Raw genomic sequence first — 18,669 nt, 5'->3', positions numbered from 1 at the left:
GGCGACGGGTTTGCGGCGATGTTCAAGCGGCATCGCCGAGCTGGCGCAACAGGTAGCCGCTGCGGTGGATCGTGGTGATCGGCGAGGAGCCGTCCGGCGCATCGCCCAGCTTGCGGCGCAGGTTCGACACGTGCACGTCGATCGAGCGATCGAACGGTCCGAGCGCGCGACCGAGCACGCTCTGCGAGATGCGTTCCTTGCTGACCACGCGGCCGGCCTCGCGCAGCAGCAGCACGAGCAGGTCGAACTCGGTCGCGGTCAGCGTGATCGGCTTGCCGTCGACACTGACGCTGCGCGAGGCCGCGCGCAGCCAGATCGGGCCGTTGCGCAAGTCGGTCAGCGCCTCGGCGCTTTCGCCGCGCGCACGGCGCAGCACCGCGCGCAGGCGTGCGGCGAGTTCGCGCGGATTGCAGGGCTTGGGAATGTAGTCGTCCGCGCCGAGTTCGAGGCCGAGGATGCGGTCGATGTCCTCGCCGAGTGCGGTCAGCATCAGCACCGGCAGCGCGGATTCGCGGCGCAGCTCGCGCAGCGCATCGAGTCCGGATCGACCCGGCATCATCACGTCGAGCACGAGTGCGTCGAACGCCTCGGCGCGCGCGACCGCGATCGCGGCGTCGGCGGTATGCGCGAGCACGACGTCGAAGCCCTCGCGCGTGAGGAAGTCGCGCAGGAGCTGCGCGAGTTCCTCGTCGTCGTCGGCGAGCAGGATGCGGTTGCGGCTCATGCGCCAAGCATAGCGCCCAAAACCCGGCCGGGGCCGCGTCTTTTCAGGCGCTTGCGCGCCTTTGCACGGCTTTACGAGCGCCGTCAGCGGTGAGTGCTGAGTGGGAAAAGCACCAAATCGGTGTTTCTGATCCCCGCACCGAAACGCGCGTCACCCGCTCTTTCCGCTGACCGCCATGCCGCTCGCCGCCCCATCACTCCTCCGCAGTCACCGCGCGCAGTCCGCCGGCCGCACCCGATGTCGCGACATCGTCACGCGCGCTGTGCGTCGCCGAGAGGCGCTTCATCAGCGGCAGCAGCACGATGGCCAGAACGGTGCCGCCGACCGCGAGGAAACCGAGGTTGTTGAACAGCTTCGTGTAGATCGTGAGGCTTTCGAGCGGATCGGTGAGGTTCTCCGGGATGCTCGCGTAGTTCGCGACGACGCTGCCCAGATATTGCGAGATACCGGCGGCGACGAAGTACGCGCCCATCATGAAGCCGCCCATGCGCACCGGCACGTAGCGCGCGATCATCGCCAGGCCAAGGCCGCTGACCAGCAGTTCGCCGAGCGAGTAGAAGCCGTAGCCCCAGATCATGTACCAGGACGAGATCTTGCCGTTCACGGCGGAACCGGCGCCGAGCCCGTAGATGAAGAAGCCGACCGCGGCGACGGCGAAGCCGACCGCGAATTTCGCGGCGATCGGCAGATCGCGAGCGGATTTGCCAAGGTGCGTGTAGGTCCAGGCCAGCAGCGGCGAAAGCAGCATGATCCAGATCGGGTTCAAAGCCTGGTACTGCGCCGGCGACCAGGTGAACAGGGTCATGCCGAACAGGGTCTGGTTCCACTCAACGTTGCGCAGCGCGAACAGGGTCAGCGAGGTCGACATCTGCTGGTAGAAGATGAAGAACAGCAGGGTCTCTGCAACCAGGATCAGGGCCGCGACCAGACCGGAGCGTTCGCTTTTCGCACCGGTTGCGATCATGTAGCCGAAGATGCTGAGGATCACGATGCCGGCGATGTAGACGCAGGCAACCGCGATCCCGCGATGCTGGACCACGAACGCGACTGCGAACAGCGCCATGAAGCCGACGCCGAGCACCATCGCAAGGCGGCCCCAGCGTACGGGTTGCTCATCCAGAGGCGAACCGATGCCCTTGAGCGTTCGCACCATGAACACGTAGTTGATCAGGCCGACGATCAGGCCTGTGCAGCAGACCGCGAACGCGGCATGCCAGCCCCAATGGTCCTTGATCCACGGCGTCAGCAGCACCGACACCGTCGAGCCGACATTGACCGCCATGTACATAGAGCGCGAACGCGCTGTCGATCTTCGCATCGTCACCCTCGTAGATGCGCCGCACCATGTTCGCCGCGTTCGCCTTGAACAGGCCGTTGCCGACCACGATCACGCCCATCGAGCAGTACAGCAGGTAGAGGTTTTCGCTCGGTATCGCCAGCAGCAGGTAGCCGATCGCGAGGATCGCTGCGCCTATCGGCATCGTGCGCCGCGTGCCGAGAATCTTGTCGCCGACCCAGCCGCCGATCGCGGGCGCCGCATAGACCAATGCGGTGAACGCGCCCCAGACCAGATTCGCCTGCGTATCGGCGAAGCCGACCTTCTGCACCATGAACAACACCAGCAGCGCGGCCATGCCGTAGTAGCCGAAGCGCTCCCAGAGTTCGATCAGGAAGATCGTCGAGAACGAGCGGGTCTGGCTGGGGTGGGCGTGTTGCGTGTTCATCGAAAATTCCTGCGAAAAGGACAGGAAAACCGGATGAGGCTAGCGCAAGCGGCCCGCCTGCGTGTGTACAAACGCACATGGACGCCACCGGGGTGGCGGCGCCCCGTTGGGGCGATCTGGCGATCCGCCGGTCGGACGCTGTCAGCGGGCGCGCAGCGGTTCGACCGCCAGCGCGCGGGGCGGCGACTGCATGGAATGGCCCGGCGCCGGCAGCCAGCGCTGCGCGAGCGTTGCGACCAGCAGCGCGTACAGCGCGGCCATCAGCGCGGACGCCGACACGTCGGACAGGAAATGCCGGGCGAGGTCGATGCGCGCGAGCACGACATAGACCGGGATCGCGATCAGCAGGGCGCGCAGCCAGCGGATCGGGCAGGCTGCGGCCAGTGGCAGCAGCAGGCCGAAGTAGAACGCCGAGTGGCCGGAAGGAAACGAACCGCCACCGGCGAACCAGAGCTGCGACCAGTCGCCGGAATCGAGCACCTGCTGCGGACGCAGGCGACCGAAATGGTTCTTGCCGAGAATCATCGTCTCGATGCAGAGGGTCTGCACGAGGCCGGCGGCGATCAGGGCGCGCGGCCAGCGCGCGTGCCGGCGCAACGCAAGACCGGCCAGTCCCAATGCGAGCGCGACCGCACCGGCGAGCCAGAACCACAGGTTCATTCCGCTGAGCGTATCCAGCGCGCCAAGGCCCACCGAAAACACGCGCGCCTGCTCGAAACCGCCCGAGTGCACCCATTCGGCGAGCGGACGGTCCAGGACGAACAGACCGGTCGCCATCAGCAGGGCGCTGATTGCGGCGACGATGCAAAGCAGGCGTCGATTCATCGGTGTCCCTCAGGATCGGAGCGGGCAGAAGCGGGAGTACTTTATGGCATCATGGCGCGGCCTCTTCCACCCCATCGCGCACCATGCCGATCCTCGAGTTTTCCCAGCCCGGCCGCAGCGCGGCAATCCAGCTCTCGGCGGGCACCATCGCTCCGAGCGACCGGCCGGAGAGGTTCCGCCATCGCGTTTGCGCGATGAAGGGCGCACCGATGGCACGGGTGCGTGGCATCAACGACGTCGGGTCCGACAGGGAATTCGACAGGGCACGGCGCCGCGCAGACGCACGGGCATTCTGACTACGAGCGACTGGAGGGGAGTCGATGCCGAGCACCGAACCGCGCGGACCGCGCCAGATCTGGCGCGCATTGCAATGGTCGATGAAGGGGCTGCGCGCGGCATGGCGCCACGAGGCGTCGTTCCGCCTCGAAGGCTATCTCTTCGTGATCATGTTTCCGCTCGGCCTCTGGCTCGGCCACGGCGCGATCGAGAAGGCGCTGCTCTGCGGAAGCCTGATACTCGTTCTGTCCGCGGAATTGCTGAATTCCGCCGTGGAGGCCATCGTCGACAAGGCCAGCCCGGAGTTCCATGAGCTGGCCGGTCGCGCCAAGGACATGGGTTCGGCTGCGGTGCTGTTGCTGATGTTCAACGTCGTGCTGTGCTGGGGACTGGTACTCTCGGCGCACCTGCAGGGTTGAATGACGGAGTCACGGGCGCTTGAATCTTCTGGCCGACCCGCAAACCTGGATCGCGCTGCTGACCTTGTCCACGCTCGAGATCGTGCTCGGCGTCGACAATCTCGTCTTCATCTCGATCGCGGTCAGCCGGCTGCCCCATGTGCGGCGCTCGAGCGCGCGGCGCATCGGTCTCGCGTTCGCCTGCATCACGCGCATCCTGCTGCTGCTCTCGCTCGCGCATCTGGCACGCATGGACGACCGCACGGCCGCCCTGTTCCGCATGTTCGGCCAGATCATCTCGATCCGTGACCTGGTGCTGATCGGCGGCGGCATCTTCCTCGTCGTCAAGGGCGTCATGGAGATCCTCGACGCGCTCAGCGCCGCGCCGCACGAACACGGCAACGGCCACGCCTCGGCGAGCTTCGGCCTGGTCATCGCGCAGATCGCGCTGATCGATATCGTGTTCTCGCTCGACTCGGTGATCACCGCGGTCGGCATGATCAACGTCCTGCCGGTGATGGTCGCGGCGATCATCCTCGCCGTGCTGGTGATGATCTTCATCGCCGATCCGGTCGGCGAGTTCATCGATCGCAATCCGACGATCAGGATGCTTGCGCTCGCGTTCATCATCCTGGTCGGCGTCACGCTGATGTGCGACGGTGTCGACGTACACATCGCGCGTGGCTACCTGTATTTCGCGATGGCGTTCTCGGCGGCGGTGGAGTCGCTGAACCTGCTGGCGCGGCGGCGCCATCAGCAGAACGCTCAGCAGCACGCACGGCGTCCCGACCAATCGATATCGTCCTGACGCGGACTCGTGTCAGCGTGGCGCCGACCGCTGCCGCTTGCGCCGGATCGGCGTCCACGCCACAGTAGTGCGGTAACCGGCCTCGGCTGGGTCAATGTCGCTGTGAACGGAGGGAATATGCGCGCGATTCGATGGCTGTCCATGGTGCTGCTGATCACATTCCTTAGCGGCTGCGGCTACAACTCGATCCAGTCCAAGGACGAGGGCGTCAAGGCCACCTGGTCCGAGGTCGTGAACCAGTACCAGCGTCGGGCGGATCTGGTGCCGAACCTGGTCAACACGGTCAAGGGCTACGCGACGCACGAGGAAGAGGTGTTCACCAAGGTCGCCGAGGCGCGCGCGCAGGTCGGCAAGATCCAGTTGTCGGCCGACGATCTTTCGGACGAAGCCAAGATGAAGCAGTTCCAGCAGGCGCAGGGCGAGCTTTCGAGCGCGCTGTCGCGGCTGATGGCGGTGTCCGAGAACTACCCGCAGCTCAAGGCCGACGGCCTGTTCCAGAACCTGCAGGCGCAGCTCGAGGGCACCGAGAATCGCGTCACCGTCGCGCGCAACCGCTATATCCAGGCGGTCCAGGACTACAACGTGTTCGTGCGCAGTTTCCCGCAGAACCTGACTGCGATGATGTTCGGCTACAAGGCCAAGGCGAACTTCACGGTCGAGAACGAGAAGCAGATCTCGACCGCGCCGACCGTCGATTTCAGCAAGCCGGCGGCGCCGCCCGCGCAGCCGCCGCAGCAACCGCAATCTACGCCACAGCCAGCGCATTGAGCGCCTGTGGCGACACGCCGCGATATGTTCCGGACCGTTCGTGCTGAGGTATCGAAGCACGAACGGCGCCACCTCCGTTCACCCGATACCTCAGGGCGAACGGATGGGGCGTTTTCATCTGGACGGATTGACGTGATGCGCGCGCTTCGCGTCCTGCTCGCCTTGTTCGTCGCTTGCGGTCTGGCGATCACTGCCGCCGCCGCCGAAGGCGACCCGCAACCGATCCCCGCGCTGACCGCGCACGTCACCGATCTCACCGGCACGCTCGACGCGACGCAGAAGCAGACGCTCGAAAGCGAACTGACAACGCTGGAGAAATCCAAGGGCTCGCAGGTCGGCGTGCTGATGGTGCCGAGCACACAGCCCGAGGACATCGCGGAATACGGCATCCGCGTCGCCGATGCGTGGAAGCTCGGCCGCAAGGGCACCGACGACGGCGTGATCCTGATCGTTGCGAAGAACGACCGGCGCGTGCGCATCGAGGTCGGTCGCGGTCTGGAGGGAGCGATCCCGGATGCCGCCGCCGCGCGCGTGATCCGCGAATACATCGCGCCGCGCTTTCGCGCCAATGACTACTACGGTGGCGTCCACGACGCGACCGGCGCGTTGACCAAGCTGATCAACGACGAGCCGCTGCCGCCGCCGTTGACCGACGATCGCGGTGGCAGCCGGGGCGGAGACCGTTTCGCTCCCGCGCTGATCGCAGCCTGGTTCGCCGCCCTGTTCCTGCGCGGCCTGTTCGGCGGTTCGCCCGCCGGCGTGCGCGCGCCAGTCGTCGGCCTCGGCGCCGGCGGGCTCGCGTGGCTGATCAGCGGCCTGTTGCCGCTCGGTATCGGCGCTGGCGTGCTCGGCCTGTTCCTCGGCTTGCTCAGCGGCGGCGGTGGCGGCGGTTTCGCCAGCCGCGGCGGCTGGGGCGGCTTCAGTGGCGGCGGCGGTTTGGGTGGCGGGGGATTCGGTGGAGGCGGTGGTTTCAGCGGCGGCGGCGGCGGATTTTCCGGCGGCGGCGCCTCAGGAAGCTGGTGACGACGATGCGCTGGATCCGACATCTGTTCGACCTGTCGAGCGCGAAACGACATTTTCCGCCGGCGACGCTGGATTCGATCCAGCGCGCGATCGCGGCCAGCGAACATCGCCATCTCGGCGAAATCGTGTTCGCAGTCGAAGGCAGCCTGCCGCTCGCCGAAGCCGTGCGCAAACGCACGCCGCGTGAGCGGGCACACGAGGTGTTTGCGCGATTGCATGTCTGGAACACCGAACACAACACCGGCGTGCTGGTCTACATCCTGCTCGCCGAGCATGCGATCGAGATCGTCGCCGATCGCGCGGTCGCCGCGAAGATCGATCAGGCGCAATGGCAGCCGATCTGCGCCGTGATGCAACAGCATTTTTCGGCCGGCGATTACGAACGCGGTGCGGTCGCCGGCGTCGCGGCGATCGGTGAGCTGCTGATCCGCCATTTCCCCGCGAATGGCGAACCCAAGCTGGACGAGCTGCCGGACCGGCCCATATTGCTGTGAAGCACCGAAAGGCTCTTTTCACTACTGGTAGGCGCTTTGAAAGAATCGGCCTGATTTCTTTCAAAGCGAACGGGCATGCGGAGACGGCGCCCGCGGTCCTCGGGAGCCCAAGCGCAACGGTTCAGTGCTGCCAGCTGCCTGCACGGCTCAGACGACGCTCAATTCCGTAGGGTCGGTGACCGGCGGCAGGCACTGCGTGCCGCGACAGACATAGGCGATGCCGCCGGAGCGGTGTGATTGCGCGTCGAGCGCGCTGGGCAGCGCGGCTTCCATTGGTGGAATGCGGTAGATATCGGCACTCGTTGCCGTGAACTGCGCGAGCGCATCGCGCCAGCGTGCTGCCTCGTCGCTCTGGTCCGCACGCAGCACGATATGCGTGCGCGGATGCAGGAACTCGTCGAGTGCGAGCAGCAGCGTGCAGCAGCCTTCAGGGTATTGCGACAGCGTCGGCCAAGCCGCGCGCAGCGTGCGTTCTGCGGCGTCGAGATAACGCGTCTCGCCGAGCAGATGGCCGAGCTTCAACAGCGTGCGCGCGGCGACGCCATTGCCGGAGGGCAGCGATTCGTCCATCCACGGTTTCGGCCGCTGCGGCAGCGCTTCGGCGTCGTGTGCGGTGAAGAAGAAGCCGCCGTGCTCGCGGTCCTCGAAGCGCTCCAGCAACGCATCGGCGAGCGCGATCGCCCAGTCGAGATCGCGGCGGTTCCAGCGCACCTGCAGCAGCGCGAGCAGCGCGTCGAGCAGGAACGCGTGGTCGTCAAGATAGGCCGGGAATTTCGCCTCGCCGCCGGCATGGCAGGCGTAGAGGCGGCCATTCTTCCAGACGTTCGCATGCAGGAAATCCAGCGCTAGCCCCGCTTCGGCAAGCAGCGGCTGGTCTTCAAGCCAGCGTGCCGAGCGCGCGGCGCCGGCGATCGTCAGCGCGTTCCAGGCGGTCAGGATCTTGTCATCGAGACCGGGGCGCGCGCGTCGCGCGCGCGCGGCCAGCAGTTTCGCGTCGGCGCTCGCCAGGCGTTGCTCGACTTCGGTATGGCTGATGCCGGTTTGCGTGGCCACGTCCTCGATCGACACCGCGAGTTGCAGATGCCAGGCATGGTTCTCGAAGTTTGGCGGACGATCGAAGCCGTAGCGCGGCTCGACCACCGCGTATTCGTTTGTCATCAGCAGACCACGCACCTCATCCTTGTCCCAGACGTAGTAGCGCCCTTCCTCGCCCTCGGAGTCCGCATCGAGCGAACTCCAGAAGCCGCCGGATGGCGCGCGCAGTTCGCGCGCGATCCAGCCCGCGCAGGCGCGAGTTGCGTCTGCGAACGCGGACTCGTCGAAGCGGATCGCGGTCTGCGCAGGCACATCTGGTCTGTATGCGCGCGAAGCCCAGGCGTACAGCGGCAGCAGTTGTGCGTTGTCGTACAGCATTTTTTCGAAGTGCGGGATCTCCCAACGCTCGTCGACGCAGTAGCGGAAAAAGCCGCCGCCGAGGTGATCGGTGAGGCCGCGCTCGGCCATGCGGGCGAGGGTGAGGTGGGCCATCGAAGCAGCCTGCCCGTCGACGCCGTTCCATTCTCGTCGTCCCGGCGAATGCCAGGACCCAGCGTCTACATCACTCGACGAGGGCTCGGACAACGCAGACAAGGGCACTGGGTCCCCGCGCTCGCCGGGACGACGAGCAAGCGTTTCTCGATTTGCCTTGTCGAAGGTTGCATCCGTGGCTTGTCGAAGCAGCAGCTCGATCTCGCTCGCGTGCGGAAACTTCGGGCCGCCGAGATGACCGCCGTTCTGCGCGTCGAAGCGGGCCGCGATGCGTTCGAGCGCGAGGCGGATCGGCGCATCGTCGAGCGTGTCCGTGTGCACGTCGGTGCGCGCGTGTTGCGCAAGGAACGTGGCCAGCGATGCGTTCTGCGCGCGCACTTCATCGGACTTCTCGTCGAACCAGCGGCGCACGCCTTCGAGCACCTGCACGAAGGCCGGCATGTTGTAGCGCGGCGTCTTCGGGAAATACGTGCCGGCGTAGAACGGCAGCAGATCGTCCGGCGTCAGGAACATCGTCAGCGGCCAGCCGCCGCCGCGCCGCGCCAGCGCCTGGTGTGCGAGCTGGTAGACCTTGTCGATGTCCGGCCGCTCCTCGCGGTCGACCTTGATGTTCACGTAGCGAGTGTTCATCACGCGCGCAGTCGCTTCGTCCTCGAAGCTCTCATGCGCCATCACGTGGCACCAGTGGCAGGCCGCGTAGCCGATCGAGAGCAGGATCGGCTTGTTCTGCGCGCGTGCGGCGGCCAGCGCTTCCTCGCCCCACGGCCACCAGTCGACCGGGTTGTCGGCGTGCTGGCGCAGGTAGGGGCTGGTTTCGGTGGCGAGGCGGTTGGACATGGCGCAAGTGTATGCCCGCGTAGCGGTAGGAGCGGCTTCAGCCGCGATGCTTTTAGAGCAAGGCAGCAAGCAAAGGCATCGCGGCTGAAGCCGCTCCTACGAGAGCCCAGGAACGATGCGGCTTGTCGCAGCGCTCGGGAGGGGCTACCGTGCGCGGCCTTCGCCAGCGCAGGCAATGAACGTGTCCGATTCCGTCGAATATCCGGCCCTGTACCTCAAGCGCGGCGAAGATGCGCGCCTGCGCGCCGGGCATCTGTGGGTGTTCTCGAACGAGGTCGATGTCACGCGTTCGCCCTTGAGTGGATTCGAACCGGGCGAGATCTGCGCGATCGTTGATCATCGCGACAAGCCGCTCGGCATCGGCTACGTGAATCCGAACTCGCTGATCGCGGCGCGGCTGGTCGCGCGCGGGCTGGAGCATGCACTCGACCGTTCGCTGATCGTGCACCGGCTCAAGGTCGCGCTTGCGCTGCGCGAGCGCTTGTATGCCGAACCGTACTACCGGCTCGTGTTCGGCGAGTCCGATGGTCTGCCCGGCCTCACCCTCGACCGCTTCGGCGACGTGCTGGTCGGGCAGACGACGACCGCGGGCATGGAACGCCTGAAAGACGAAATCACCGAAGCGATCGTCAAGGTGCTGAAGCCGCGCCAGCTCTGGTGGAAGAACGATGCCGGCTCGCGCGCGATGGAGCAGCTGCCGAGCTATTCGGACCTCGGCCACGGCGAGTACGGCGGCGAGGTGGTCGCTCGCGAGGGCGGCCTGACCTTCGGCGTCGATCCGGTCGGCGGCCAGAAGACCGGCTGGTTCTACGACCAGCGCGAGAACCGCGACCGGCTCGCGCGTCTGGTCGAGGGCAAGCGCGTGCTCGACATGTTCAGTTATCTTGGCGCATGGGGCCTGCGTGCGGCCGCATTCGGCGCCAGCGAAGTTACCTGCGTCGATGCATCTGCTGCCGCCGTCGAGGCGATCGCGCGCAATGCGGAGCGCAACGGGCTGTCCGATCGCGTCACTGCGATCCGCGCCGACGCGTTCGATCACCTGAAGGCTTTGCGCGAGGCGCGCGAGCGCTACGACGTGGTGATCCTCGATCCACCCGCGTTCGTCAAGCGCAAGAAGGACTTCAAGGAAGGAAGCCTCGCGTACCGCCGCCTCAACGAGCTCGGCATGCAGGTGCTGGCGAAGGACGGCCTGCTGGTGACCTGCTCGTGCTCGCACCATATGCCGCGTGCGGCGTTGCTCGATGCCGTGCAGCAGGGGGCGCGTCATCTCGACCGCCAGGTGCAGATGCTGGTCGCGTTGCAGCAGGGGCCGGATCATCCTGTGCATCCGGCGATTCCGGAAACCGATTACCTGAAAGGGTTCATCTGCCGCGTGTTGCCCGCCTGAGGAAGAGCATGGTCGCGGAGCGATCCTCGCACTGTGCAGTGCTTGGTCGTAACCGCGTAGAGGTTGTGAAACAATTCAAGGATGACCTTTCGTACCGTTCGTGCTGAGATATCGAAGTACGATCGGCGCGACGTCCGCTCACCCTTCGATACCTCAGGGCGAACGGATTGAGGGTGTGTGCAACCTTGAGCCGGACGCCGAATGCACTACTTCGTCGACATCAATCCGATAGCGATCTCGCTTGGGCCCGTGCAAGTGCACTGGTACGGGATCATGTACCTGCTCGGTTTCGGCGCGGCATGGTGGCTCGGCCAACGCCGGCGTGCGGCGGGACGGCTGCCGGTCACGCATGACCAGTTCTCGGACCTGTGCTTCTACCTGATGCTCGGCGTGATCCTCGGCGGCCGCATCGGCTACATGGTGTTCTATGACACGTCCGAGCTGATCCACCATCCGCTCAGCCTGATCCGCGTCTGGGAAGGCGGCATGTCATTCCACGGCGGCCTGCTCGGCGTACTTGCAGCCGGTCTGATCTGGACGCGCCGGCACGCGATCACCTTCTTCGACGCGATCGACTTCATCGCGCCGCTGGTGCCGATCGGCCTCGGTCTCGGTCGGCTCGGCAACTTCATCGGCGGCGAGTTGTGGGGACGTCGCACCGACGTGGCCTGGGGCATGATCTTCCCGCGTGCGCTGGAGTCGCTCGGCAAGAGCCGCGACGAGCTGTACCAGATGTATCTGGCCGGACAATTGAACAACGAGGCGCGTCATCCCTCGCAGCTCTACGAGTTCGCGCTCGAAGGCATCGTGCTGTTCGCAGTGCTGTGGTTCTATTCGCGCAAGCCGCGGCCGCGTTACGCGGTGTCCGGGCTGTTCGCGCTGCTCTACGGCATCTTCCGCTTCAGCGTCGAATTCGTGCGCGAGCCGGACGTGCAACTCGGCTTCCTCGCATTCGACTGGGTCACGATGGGGCAGATCCTGTCGCTGCCGCTGATTGCCGTCGGACTGCTCCTGCTCTGGTTGTCACGGCGCGCGCCGACGCTGGCGCCGGCGGAAGTCGAGGCCGGGCCGGTCGTTCCTGAAAAGCATCGCGGCTGAAGCCGCTCCTACGCCAGTCACCGATATGCGCCAATACCTCGACCTGCTGCGCCATGTGCTCGAACACGGCACGGAGAAATCCGACCGCACCGGGACCGGCACGCGCAGCGTGTTCGGTTGGCAGATGCGCTTCGATCTCGCCCAGGGTTTCCCGCTGGTCACGACGAAGAAGCTGCATCTGAAGTCGATCGTGCACGAGCTGATCTGGTTCCTGCGCGGCGAGACGAACACGCGCTACCTGCGCGAGAACGGCGTGTCGATCTGGGACGAGTGGGCCGATGCGAGTGGCGAACTCGGTCCGGTCTATGGAAGGCAATGGCGGTCGTGGGCGTGTCCGGATGGCCGCGTCGTCGACCAGATGGCCTGGGTGCTTGACGAGATCCGGCGCAATCCGGATTCGCGCCGGTTGATCGTCAGCGCGTGGAATGTCGCGGACCTGCCGAAGATGGCGCTGCAGCCCTGCCACACGCTGTTCCAGTTCTACGTCGCGGACGGCAGGCTCTCGTGCCAGCTGTACCAGCGCTCCGGCGACATCTTCCTCGGCGTGCCGTTCAACATCGCGAGCTACGCGCTGCTGACGCAGATGGTCGCGCAGGTGAGCGGATTGAAGCCCGGCGACTTCGTGCACACGCTCGGCGACGCGCATCTGTATTCGAACCATTTCGAACAGGCGCGCGAACAGCTCTCACGCGAACCGCGGCCGCTGCCGAAGCTGGTGCTGAATCCCGATGTGCGCTCGCTGTTCGATTTCCGCTACGAGGATGTCGCGATCGTCGACTACCAGCCGCATCCGCCGATCAAGGCGCCGGTGGCGGTGTGAACGGAGCCGGCTCGATCAAGATCAGCCTGATCGCGGCGCTTGACCGCAACCACGCCATCGGCCGCGACGGCGCGATGCCGTGGCATCTGCCGGACGACCTGAAGCGCTTCAAGGCGCTCACGCTCGGCAAGCCGGTGCTGATGGGGCGCAAGACCGCGCTCGCGATCGGTCGCGCGCTGCCCGGGCGCACGAACCTCGTGCTGACGCGCGGCGACAGCGCGCCGTTCACCGGGCAGGTCGTCGTGCATTCGCTCGACGAGGCGATCGCCTGCGCCGGCGAGGCCGAGCTCGCGGTGATCGGCGGCGGCGAGGTCTATGCGCTCGCGCTGCCGCGCGCAACGCGCATGCACCTGACCTGGGTCGATACCGAAGTCGAGGGTGCCGATGCATTCTTTCCGCGCTTCGATGCACACGAATGGATCGAGACGCAGCGGCAAGAGTTGCGTATCGACGCACGGCATGCGTTCCGATTGGAATTCGTTGACTACATGCGGCGCTGAGTCGAAGCCCGGAAGCCGGAAAGGCGCCGGACCAGGAGCTTGATCACCGAAGCGACAGCGCGTGCGGACATCCGCGGAACACCCGTATTGTCTACAAGCTAGTCCTGGTCCCTGCCCGCGACCGGCTTGCGGTCCGACTTGATGCTGACGAACTCCGGTTCCTCGCTGTCCAGGCGCAGCGCGGTCAGCGCACCGCCCCAGACGCAGCCGGTATCGATCGCATGGACACCGAGGCCGACAAAACGGCCGAGCGTGGACCAGTGCCCGCAGACCACGCGTATGTCGCGTTTGATCTGGCCCGGCACTTCGTACCACGGATACAGGCCAGGCCGTTGTGTGCCGGGCGCTCCCTTGTCGCCGAAGCCGATGCGGCCGCGCACGTCGCAGTAGCGCATGCGCGTGAACACGTTGATGCCGGCGCGCCAGCGGTCGATGCCGCGCAGCTTCGGCGTCCACAGGTCCGGCTTGTTGCCGAACAACTGCTTGAGCAGGCGGCGGTAGGCTTCGCTGCGCAGCTTGTCCTCGATCTCGCGTGCGACCTCGACGGCCTGCTCGATCGTCCAGCGCGGGAACAGGCCGGCGTGCACGAGCGCGAAGCCCAGCTCGCGATCGACATGCAGCAGGCTGCGTCCACGCAGCCAGCCGAGCAGATCGTCGCGGTCCGGTGCGAACAGCACCTCGCGCAGCTCCGGGTTCACGCGCGCCTGGTCCTCGCGCTTGCGCTCGGCGATCGCGAGCAGTGACAGGTCATGGTTGCCGAGCGCCACGACGGTGCGCTCGCCGAGTGACTTGACCAGTCGCAGCACGGCCAGTGACTGGCCGCCGCGGTTCACGAGATCGCCGCAGAACCAGAGCGTGTCACGCGCCGCGTCGAAGCGGAGCTTGTCGATCAGGCGGGCAAGTTCGTCGTGGCAACCCTGGATGTCTCCGATGGCCCAGGTCGCCATCAGTGCAGCGTCCTCGGCGTCGACAGCACGAACGCCGGAATCAGCGCGTCGAAATGAGTGCCATCGTCGGCGATCATCTGATAGCTGCCATGCATCGTGCCGAGCGCGGTCTCGAGCACTGCGCCGGACGTGTATTCGTAGTCGTCGCCGGGGCGCACCCAGGGCTGCTCGCCGACCACGCCGTCGCCTTGCACTTCACGCACCTTGCCATTGCCATCGGTGATGACCCAGTGGCGCGACAGCAGGCGCGCACCGACCGTGCCGTGGTTGGCGATCGTGATCGTGTATGCGAACGCATAACGGTTGTCCGCGGGCGCCGACTGATCGTCGAGGAACCGCGTGTCGACCGAAATCGTGATGTCGTAAGGTTTCTTGCCACTCATGCTGCTGATTTTCCGGGACGCGGGGCGCGCCGGCAAGCGCAAAGATTGTGGCGTTCGCTCCAAAACCGCCCGTCAACGGGAGGGTTTGAGCGGCGATGGCTTCGCTTCGCTCACTGCCGCGGCCAGTTCGACGAATGCCGATGGCGCCAGCTGTTCCGCACGCACGCGCGGATCGATGCCGGCCGCTTCGATCCGCTCGGTCGGAACGACATCGCGCAGCGCGTTCGCGAGCGTCTTGCGGCGTTGCCCGAACGCTGCCTTGACCACGCGCGCGATCGCCGCGCCGTCGACCTGAGGGCGTTCCTGAGGTGTACGCGGCGTCACGCGCACGACGGCCGAATCGACTTTCGGTGGCGGCCGGAAAGCGCCCGGCGGCACTTCGAGCAACGGTTCCACGCGGCACACCAGCTGCAGCATCACTGACAGGCGCCCGTACACCTTGCTGCCCGGCGCGGCGGCCATGCGCTCGACGACTTCCTTCTGCAGCATGAAGTGCATGTCGCGGATCGCATCCAGATGCTCGATGCAGTGGAACAGGATCGGCGAGGAAATGTTGTAGGGCAGGTTGCCGACCACGCGCAACGGTTCGCCGTGCGCGAGCGCAGCAAGGTCAACGCCGAGCACGTCGGCGTTGACGATCTCGAGCTCACCGACGCTCTCGGCTGCGGCGCGCAGGCGCGGGATCAGGTCGCGATCGAGTTCGATCACGGTCAGACGTCCGAGCGCGCGCAGCAGCGGCAGCGTCAGCGCGCCATCGCCCGGCCCGATCTCGACGACGCGCTCTCCGGGTTGTGGCGCGATCGCCTGCACGATGCGGTGCAGGATGTTGGCATCGTGCAGGAAGTGCTGGCCGAAGCGTTTCTTGTGGATGTGGCGGTCGTCGTGCATGCGCGCATCGTAGCGGATGAGGCGAGGGGCGAGGGACGAGGGACGAGGGAGAGGAATGCTCGTCGTCCCGGCGAAAACCGGGATGACGAGGTCGTGAGTCGCATCGACCGCAACCGCCGATGCTCAGCCGGTCGAACTCCATCACGATCAATGAATTGTGGCCGCCGCGGGCCTGGCTATCCCACCAGCCAACGTGTCAACCAGTAACCACCGATGCTCAACCATCCGAACAGGAACAGTGCGAGCACGAGCGGTTTCGGTCCGAGCGCGCGCAGGCGCGCGAAGCGCGTCTCCAGGCCGAGCGCTGCCATCGCGGTCGCGAGCAGCAGCGTGTCGAGATCAAGCAGGCGCTCGCGCAGCGCAGCCGGCAGCGTGATCAGCGAGTTCAGCGCGCAAGCCCCAACGAATGCGAGCGCGAACCACGGAATGCTGATCGCACCGCGCGCGCCGCCCTGGCGCGCCTGCCAGCCGCCGAGCAGGAACAGGAACGGCACCAGCAGCAGGACGCGGGTCAGCTTGACGATCACCGCGGTATCGGTCGTGTCCGGTCCGATCGCGTTGCCGATCGCGACGACCTGCGCGACCTCATGCACGGTCGCGCCGGTATAGACACCGAAGCTGCCCGGCGACAGCGCGAGGTGCGCCTGCAGGTAGGGATAGAGAAAGATGTTCAGGGTGCCGAACAACACGACGCTGGCGACCGCGATCGCGACCTTGCTTGGCTCGGGCTTGAGCAGGCGCTCGGTCGCGAGCACCGCGGCGGCGCCGCAGATTGCGCTGCCGCAGGCGGTCAGCAGCGCGGTGTCGCGGTCGAGGCCAAGCCAGCGCCGGCCGATCCATACGCCGAGGCCGAGCGTGCTGGCGACGATCGCTAGGTCGAGGACCAATGCGCCCGGCCCGATCGCGGCGATCTGCTGGAAGCTGATGCGCAGGCCGTACAGCACGACGCCGGCGCGCAGCAGCGAGCGCTGTGCGTAGGCGATGCCGGGCGCCAGTCTCCGCGGCAGTCGCTCGCCGACGAGATTGCCGAGCAGCATGCCGAGCACGATCGCGAGGGTCAGCGCGGAAAGCTGCAAGTGCGAGAACGCAGGCAATGTGGCGAGGCCGAGTCCGGCGAGACCGAGCAGCAGCGCGAAGACGAGGCCGGGCAGGCGGGAAGCGAGTATGGACATGACGACACCGTTGATCGCGACGTCGCCCATCTTCGCCCTGCCCATTCAATAAAGATAATCGATTATATGGATATGGGTGATAAGCTTGCCTGATGCTAGCGATCAGCCCGCGGCAGCTCGAAGTGTTCAGTGCGATTGCCTCTGCCGGCAGCGTGCGTGCGGCGGCTGACCAGCTCGGCCTGACCCAGCCCGCCGCGAGCATGGCGTTGGCCGAACTCGAACGACTGCTCGGCGCACCGCTGTTCGATCGCCAGCAGCGGCGCCTGCGCCTCAATGCGCATGGCCGGGAACTGTTGCCGCGCGCGCGGGAGATCGTCGAACGCATGCGCGAACTCGGCGGCCGCGCCGCAGACGCCGAGCCTCGCGGCATGCTTGCGGTCGGCGCCAGCAACACGATCGGCAATTACCTGGTCGGCGAGCTGCTCGGCGGATTTGTCGCTGCCTGTCCGGCGGTCAAGCTCAGCCTGCGCGTCGCCAACAGCGCCGAGATCCTCGCCGGCGTGCTCGACTTCAGCCTCGACATCGGCTGCATCGAGGGGCCGCTGGAGCACGCTGACGTCGAGCGGATCGCGTGGCGGCGCGACGAACTCAAGGTCTGCGTGCGCACCGATCATCCGCTGGCGCGGCGTCGTCGGTTGCGCGCTGCGGACCTGGTCGGCCAGCGCTGGATCCTGCGCGAGAGCGGTTCGGCGACGCGTTCGATCTTCGAAGACGCCAGCCGCGGTGTGCTGGGCCCCCTTGATGTCGCGCTCGAACTCGGCCAGAGCGAGGCGATCAAGCAGGCCGTGATTGCCGGTCTCGGTATCGCGTGCCTGCCGGGTGCCGCGATCGACGAAGCGATCGCGGCAGGGCGCCTGGTTGCACTGCGTACGCCGTTCCTCGTGCTCGAACGCACGCTCGCGTTGATCGTGCATCGCGCGCGCTGGCGCGGCGCGACGCTGCGCGCGTTCCTCGAAAGTTGCGGCGTCCCGCGCGCGTAGGCGGCGCTATCGCTTCGCCAGATCGCGCGCGAGCCGCGCCGCCGCGAGCAGACTGCCCGGATCGGCACGGTTGCCGCCGGCGAGGTCGAGCGCGGTGCCGTGATCGACCGAGGTACGGACGTAGGGCAGTCCGAGCGTGACGTTGACCGCATGGCCGAAGCCGGCGTGCTTGAGCACCGGCAGACCCTGGTCGTGATACATCGCGAGCACCGCGTCGTAGCGTTCGAGTTGCGCCGGCACGAACGCGGTGTCGGCCGGGATCGGTCCCTGCACATCGAAGCCGGCCGCGCGCAGCTGCTTGATCGCCGGCGCGATCTCGTCGATTTCCTCGCGGCCGAGATGACCGCCTTCGCCCGCATGCGGATTGAGACCGAGCACCGCGACGCGCGGTGCGGCGATGCGAAAGTGCGCGATCAGGTCGTCGCAGAGGATGCGCAGCGTACGCACGAGGCCGGCGCGCGTGATCGCGGCCGGTACCGCCGACAGCGGCAGATGCGTCGTCGCCAGCGCGACTCTCAGGGCGCCGCCGCTCGCCGCGCGTCCGCCGCCAGGCGCGGTCAGCATCATCACCACATCGCGCCCGGCGCGCTGCGCGAAAAACTCGGTGTGGCCAGTGAACGGAATGCCGGCGTCGTTGATCACGCCCTTGTGCACCGGCGCGGTCACAATCGCATCGAACTCGCCGCTGGCGGCGCCATCGGCCGCACGCGCCAGCGTCGCCAGCACGTAAGGCGCGTTGCGCGGGTCGAGCGTGCCCGGCACCGCAGGCGCGCGCAGTGACATCGCGATGACGCGCACGCTGCCGCGTGCGCGTGCAGTGATCGTTTCGGACGGGTCGTAGCTCGCGATGCGCAGCCCTATGCCGGCGGCACGTGCGGCGGCATCGAGCGCGCCCGGATCGGCGATGACGATGAGGTCGGCAGCGAAGTCGCTCGCCGCCAGCTTTGCGACCAGCTCCATGCCGATACCGGCCGGCTCGCCGGGCGTCAATGCGAGGCGTGGCAACAGTCCCTCTGCGCCGACGGATTCAGCGTCGGCGGAGAGGGCGGGGCGAGAGGGTGTGGCTTGGTGGGCGTGCAACGCCGGGAAC

The 18,669-nt window shown here is 66.7% G+C and carries 20 protein-coding genes and 1 pseudogene; 10 read left to right on the top strand and 11 right to left on the bottom strand.

The annotated features are described in order from the left end of the window. Nucleotides 1-22: 22 nt before the first annotated feature. The 5 genes and pseudogenes from ABD002_RS16910 to ABD002_RS16890 form a co-directional block, all read right to left on the bottom strand. Entirely contained in the window at nucleotides 23-724 is a 702-nt protein-coding gene (locus ABD002_RS16910; RefSeq protein WP_343793200.1) for a response regulator, read from the bottom strand. Nucleotides 725-917: 193 nt separating this feature from the next. Beyond that, a complete protein-coding gene (locus ABD002_RS16905; RefSeq protein ID WP_343793198.1) occupies nucleotides 918-2,006 on the bottom strand; it encodes a peptide MFS transporter in 1,089 nt (362 codons plus the stop codon). A 67-nt stretch (nucleotides 2,007-2,073) separates the two neighbouring features. Further along, a pseudogene (locus ABD002_RS16900) lies at nucleotides 2,074-2,448 on the bottom strand (oligopeptide:H+ symporter); the annotation flags it as partial. A gap of 141 nt (nucleotides 2,449-2,589) precedes the next feature. Next, nucleotides 2,590-3,273 carry a phosphatase PAP2 family protein gene (locus tag ABD002_RS16895; protein ID WP_343793196.1) on the bottom strand — a complete coding sequence of 228 codons (684 nt, stop codon included), beginning with the start codon at nucleotides 3,271-3,273 and terminating at the stop codon, nucleotides 2,590-2,592. A gap of 49 nt (nucleotides 3,274-3,322) precedes the next feature. Beyond that, nucleotides 3,323-3,502: a hypothetical protein gene (locus ABD002_RS16890; protein ID WP_343793194.1), complete on the bottom strand. Its 180-nt coding sequence runs from the start codon at nucleotides 3,500-3,502 to the stop codon at nucleotides 3,323-3,325. 91 nt (nucleotides 3,503-3,593) lie between these two features. Between ABD002_RS16890 and ABD002_RS16885 the strand changes: the two genes are divergently transcribed. The 5 genes from ABD002_RS16885 to ABD002_RS16865 all read left to right on the top strand — a co-directional run bounded on the left by ABD002_RS16885 (nucleotide 3,594) and on the right by ABD002_RS16865 (nucleotide 7,040). After that, nucleotides 3,594-3,968: a diacylglycerol kinase gene (locus ABD002_RS16885; RefSeq protein ID WP_343793192.1), complete on the top strand. Its 375-nt coding sequence runs from the start codon at nucleotides 3,594-3,596 to the stop codon at nucleotides 3,966-3,968. A 19-nt stretch (nucleotides 3,969-3,987) separates the two neighbouring features. Next, a complete protein-coding gene (locus ABD002_RS16880; RefSeq protein ID WP_343793190.1) occupies nucleotides 3,988-4,755 on the top strand; it encodes a TerC family protein in 768 nt (255 codons plus the stop codon). A gap of 117 nt (nucleotides 4,756-4,872) precedes the next feature. Next, complete coding sequence (locus tag ABD002_RS16875; RefSeq protein ID WP_343793188.1) at nucleotides 4,873-5,523, top strand: LemA family protein; 651 nt, start codon at nucleotides 4,873-4,875, stop codon at nucleotides 5,521-5,523. A 135-nt stretch (nucleotides 5,524-5,658) separates the two neighbouring features. Beyond that, nucleotides 5,659-6,546 carry a TPM domain-containing protein gene (locus tag ABD002_RS16870; protein WP_343793186.1) on the top strand — a complete coding sequence of 296 codons (888 nt, stop codon included), beginning with the start codon at nucleotides 5,659-5,661 and terminating at the stop codon, nucleotides 6,544-6,546. 5 nt (nucleotides 6,547-6,551) lie between these two features. After that, on the top strand, nucleotides 6,552-7,040 hold the full coding sequence (locus ABD002_RS16865) for a TPM domain-containing protein (RefSeq protein ID WP_343793184.1): 489 nt from the start codon (nucleotides 6,552-6,554) through the stop codon (nucleotides 7,038-7,040). Between the two features lie 147 nt (nucleotides 7,041-7,187). Here ABD002_RS16865 and ABD002_RS16860 read toward each other — a convergent pair whose 3' ends face one another. Beyond that, entirely contained in the window at nucleotides 7,188-9,404 is a 2,217-nt protein-coding gene (locus ABD002_RS16860; protein WP_343793182.1) for a thioredoxin domain-containing protein, read from the bottom strand. Between the two features lie 181 nt (nucleotides 9,405-9,585). On the opposite strand from ABD002_RS16860, the gene ABD002_RS16855 reads away from it, so the two are divergent. The 4 genes from ABD002_RS16855 (at nucleotide 9,586) to ABD002_RS16840 (ending at nucleotide 13,209) form a co-directional block, all read left to right on the top strand. Beyond that, the gene (locus tag ABD002_RS16855) at nucleotides 9,586-10,791 is read left to right on the top strand and encodes a class I SAM-dependent rRNA methyltransferase (protein ID WP_343793180.1); all 1,206 of its coding nucleotides are present in this window, start codon (nucleotides 9,586-9,588) and stop codon (nucleotides 10,789-10,791) included. 201 nt (nucleotides 10,792-10,992) lie between these two features. After that, nucleotides 10,993-11,889 carry a prolipoprotein diacylglyceryl transferase gene (lgt, locus tag ABD002_RS16850; RefSeq protein ID WP_343793178.1) on the top strand — a complete coding sequence of 299 codons (897 nt, stop codon included), beginning with the start codon at nucleotides 10,993-10,995 and terminating at the stop codon, nucleotides 11,887-11,889. A gap of 25 nt (nucleotides 11,890-11,914) precedes the next feature. After that, entirely contained in the window at nucleotides 11,915-12,709 is a 795-nt protein-coding gene (locus tag ABD002_RS16845) for a thymidylate synthase (protein ID WP_343793176.1), read from the top strand. A gap of 14 nt (nucleotides 12,710-12,723) precedes the next feature. Further along, on the top strand, nucleotides 12,724-13,209 hold the full coding sequence (locus ABD002_RS16840) for a dihydrofolate reductase (RefSeq protein ID WP_343793320.1): 486 nt from the start codon (nucleotides 12,724-12,726) through the stop codon (nucleotides 13,207-13,209). Between the two features lie 98 nt (nucleotides 13,210-13,307). Here the strand turns inward: ABD002_RS16840 and ABD002_RS16835 are convergent, their stop codons facing one another. From ABD002_RS16835 to ABD002_RS16820, 4 genes are all read right to left on the bottom strand, one after another. Further along, nucleotides 13,308-14,156 carry a symmetrical bis(5'-nucleosyl)-tetraphosphatase gene (locus ABD002_RS16835; protein ID WP_343793174.1) on the bottom strand — a complete coding sequence of 283 codons (849 nt, stop codon included), beginning with the start codon at nucleotides 14,154-14,156 and terminating at the stop codon, nucleotides 13,308-13,310. Next, the gene (gene apaG / locus ABD002_RS16830) at nucleotides 14,156-14,539 is read right to left on the bottom strand and encodes a Co2+/Mg2+ efflux protein ApaG (RefSeq protein WP_343793172.1); all 384 of its coding nucleotides are present in this window, start codon (nucleotides 14,537-14,539) and stop codon (nucleotides 14,156-14,158) included. Before apaG ends, ABD002_RS16835 begins: the two co-directional genes overlap by 1 nt. A gap of 72 nt (nucleotides 14,540-14,611) precedes the next feature. After that, nucleotides 14,612-15,427 (bottom strand): 16S rRNA (adenine(1518)-N(6)/adenine(1519)-N(6))-dimethyltransferase RsmA, encoded by an 816-nt coding sequence (gene rsmA, locus ABD002_RS16825; RefSeq protein WP_343793170.1) that lies wholly within the window; start codon nucleotides 15,425-15,427, stop codon nucleotides 14,612-14,614. A gap of 176 nt (nucleotides 15,428-15,603) precedes the next feature. Further along, nucleotides 15,604-16,644, bottom strand: coding sequence for a YeiH family protein (locus tag ABD002_RS16820; RefSeq protein ID WP_343793168.1), 1,041 nt, complete (start codon nucleotides 16,642-16,644; stop codon nucleotides 15,604-15,606). Between the two features lie 47 nt (nucleotides 16,645-16,691). Here ABD002_RS16820 and ABD002_RS16815 point away from each other — a divergent pair, with 47 nt between their 5' ends. After that, complete coding sequence (locus tag ABD002_RS16815) at nucleotides 16,692-17,579, top strand: LysR substrate-binding domain-containing protein (protein WP_343793166.1); 888 nt, start codon at nucleotides 16,692-16,694, stop codon at nucleotides 17,577-17,579. 6 nt (nucleotides 17,580-17,585) lie between these two features. On the opposite strand, the gene pdxA is transcribed toward ABD002_RS16815, so the two are convergent. Then, entirely contained in the window at nucleotides 17,586-18,587 is a 1,002-nt protein-coding gene (gene pdxA, locus ABD002_RS16810; RefSeq protein ID WP_343793318.1) for a 4-hydroxythreonine-4-phosphate dehydrogenase PdxA, read from the bottom strand. Nucleotides 18,588-18,669 lie beyond the last annotated feature (82 nt).

This window comes from Dokdonella soli (genome assembly GCF_039523175.1).
GTDB classification, from domain to species: domain Bacteria; phylum Pseudomonadota; class Gammaproteobacteria; order Xanthomonadales; family Rhodanobacteraceae; genus Dokdonella_A; species Dokdonella_A soli.
This window is presented reverse-complemented; position numbering and strand designations above follow the sequence as displayed.

What these genes read in the sequence shown, in the direction of transcription:
- ABD002_RS16910 (WP_343793200.1), bottom strand. Translation starts at nt 724, where the DNA reads ATGAGCCGCAACCGCATCCTGCTCGCCGACGACGACGAGGAACTCGCG.
- ABD002_RS16905 (WP_343793198.1), bottom strand. Translation starts at nt 2,006, where the DNA reads ATGGCGGTCAATGTCGGCTCGACGGTGTCGGTGCTGCTGACGCCGTGG.
- ABD002_RS16895 (WP_343793196.1), bottom strand. Translation starts at nt 3,273, where the DNA reads ATGAATCGACGCCTGCTTTGCATCGTCGCCGCAATCAGCGCCCTGCTG.
- ABD002_RS16890 (WP_343793194.1), bottom strand. Translation starts at nt 3,502, where the DNA reads ATGCCACGCACCCGTGCCATCGGTGCGCCCTTCATCGCGCAAACGCGA.
- ABD002_RS16885 (WP_343793192.1), top strand. Translation starts at nt 3,594, where the DNA reads ATGCCGAGCACCGAACCGCGCGGACCGCGCCAGATCTGGCGCGCATTG.
- ABD002_RS16875 (WP_343793188.1), top strand. Translation starts at nt 4,873, where the DNA reads ATGCGCGCGATTCGATGGCTGTCCATGGTGCTGCTGATCACATTCCTT.
- ABD002_RS16870 (WP_343793186.1), top strand. Translation starts at nt 5,659, where the DNA reads ATGCGCGCGCTTCGCGTCCTGCTCGCCTTGTTCGTCGCTTGCGGTCTG.
- ABD002_RS16865 (WP_343793184.1), top strand. Translation starts at nt 6,552, where the DNA reads ATGCGCTGGATCCGACATCTGTTCGACCTGTCGAGCGCGAAACGACAT.
- ABD002_RS16860 (WP_343793182.1), bottom strand. Translation starts at nt 9,404, where the DNA reads ATGTCCAACCGCCTCGCCACCGAAACCAGCCCCTACCTGCGCCAGCAC.
- lgt (WP_343793178.1), top strand. Translation starts at nt 10,993, where the DNA reads ATGCACTACTTCGTCGACATCAATCCGATAGCGATCTCGCTTGGGCCC.
- ABD002_RS16845 (WP_343793176.1), top strand. Translation starts at nt 11,915, where the DNA reads ATGCGCCAATACCTCGACCTGCTGCGCCATGTGCTCGAACACGGCACG.
- ABD002_RS16835 (WP_343793174.1), bottom strand. Translation starts at nt 14,156, where the DNA reads ATGGCGACCTGGGCCATCGGAGACATCCAGGGTTGCCACGACGAACTT.
- apaG (WP_343793172.1), bottom strand. Translation starts at nt 14,539, where the DNA reads ATGAGTGGCAAGAAACCTTACGACATCACGATTTCGGTCGACACGCGG.
- rsmA (WP_343793170.1), bottom strand. Translation starts at nt 15,427, where the DNA reads ATGCACGACGACCGCCACATCCACAAGAAACGCTTCGGCCAGCACTTC.
- ABD002_RS16820 (WP_343793168.1), bottom strand. Translation starts at nt 16,644, where the DNA reads ATGGGCAGGGCGAAGATGGGCGACGTCGCGATCAACGGTGTCGTCATG.
- ABD002_RS16815 (WP_343793166.1), top strand. Translation starts at nt 16,692, where the DNA reads ATGCTAGCGATCAGCCCGCGGCAGCTCGAAGTGTTCAGTGCGATTGCC.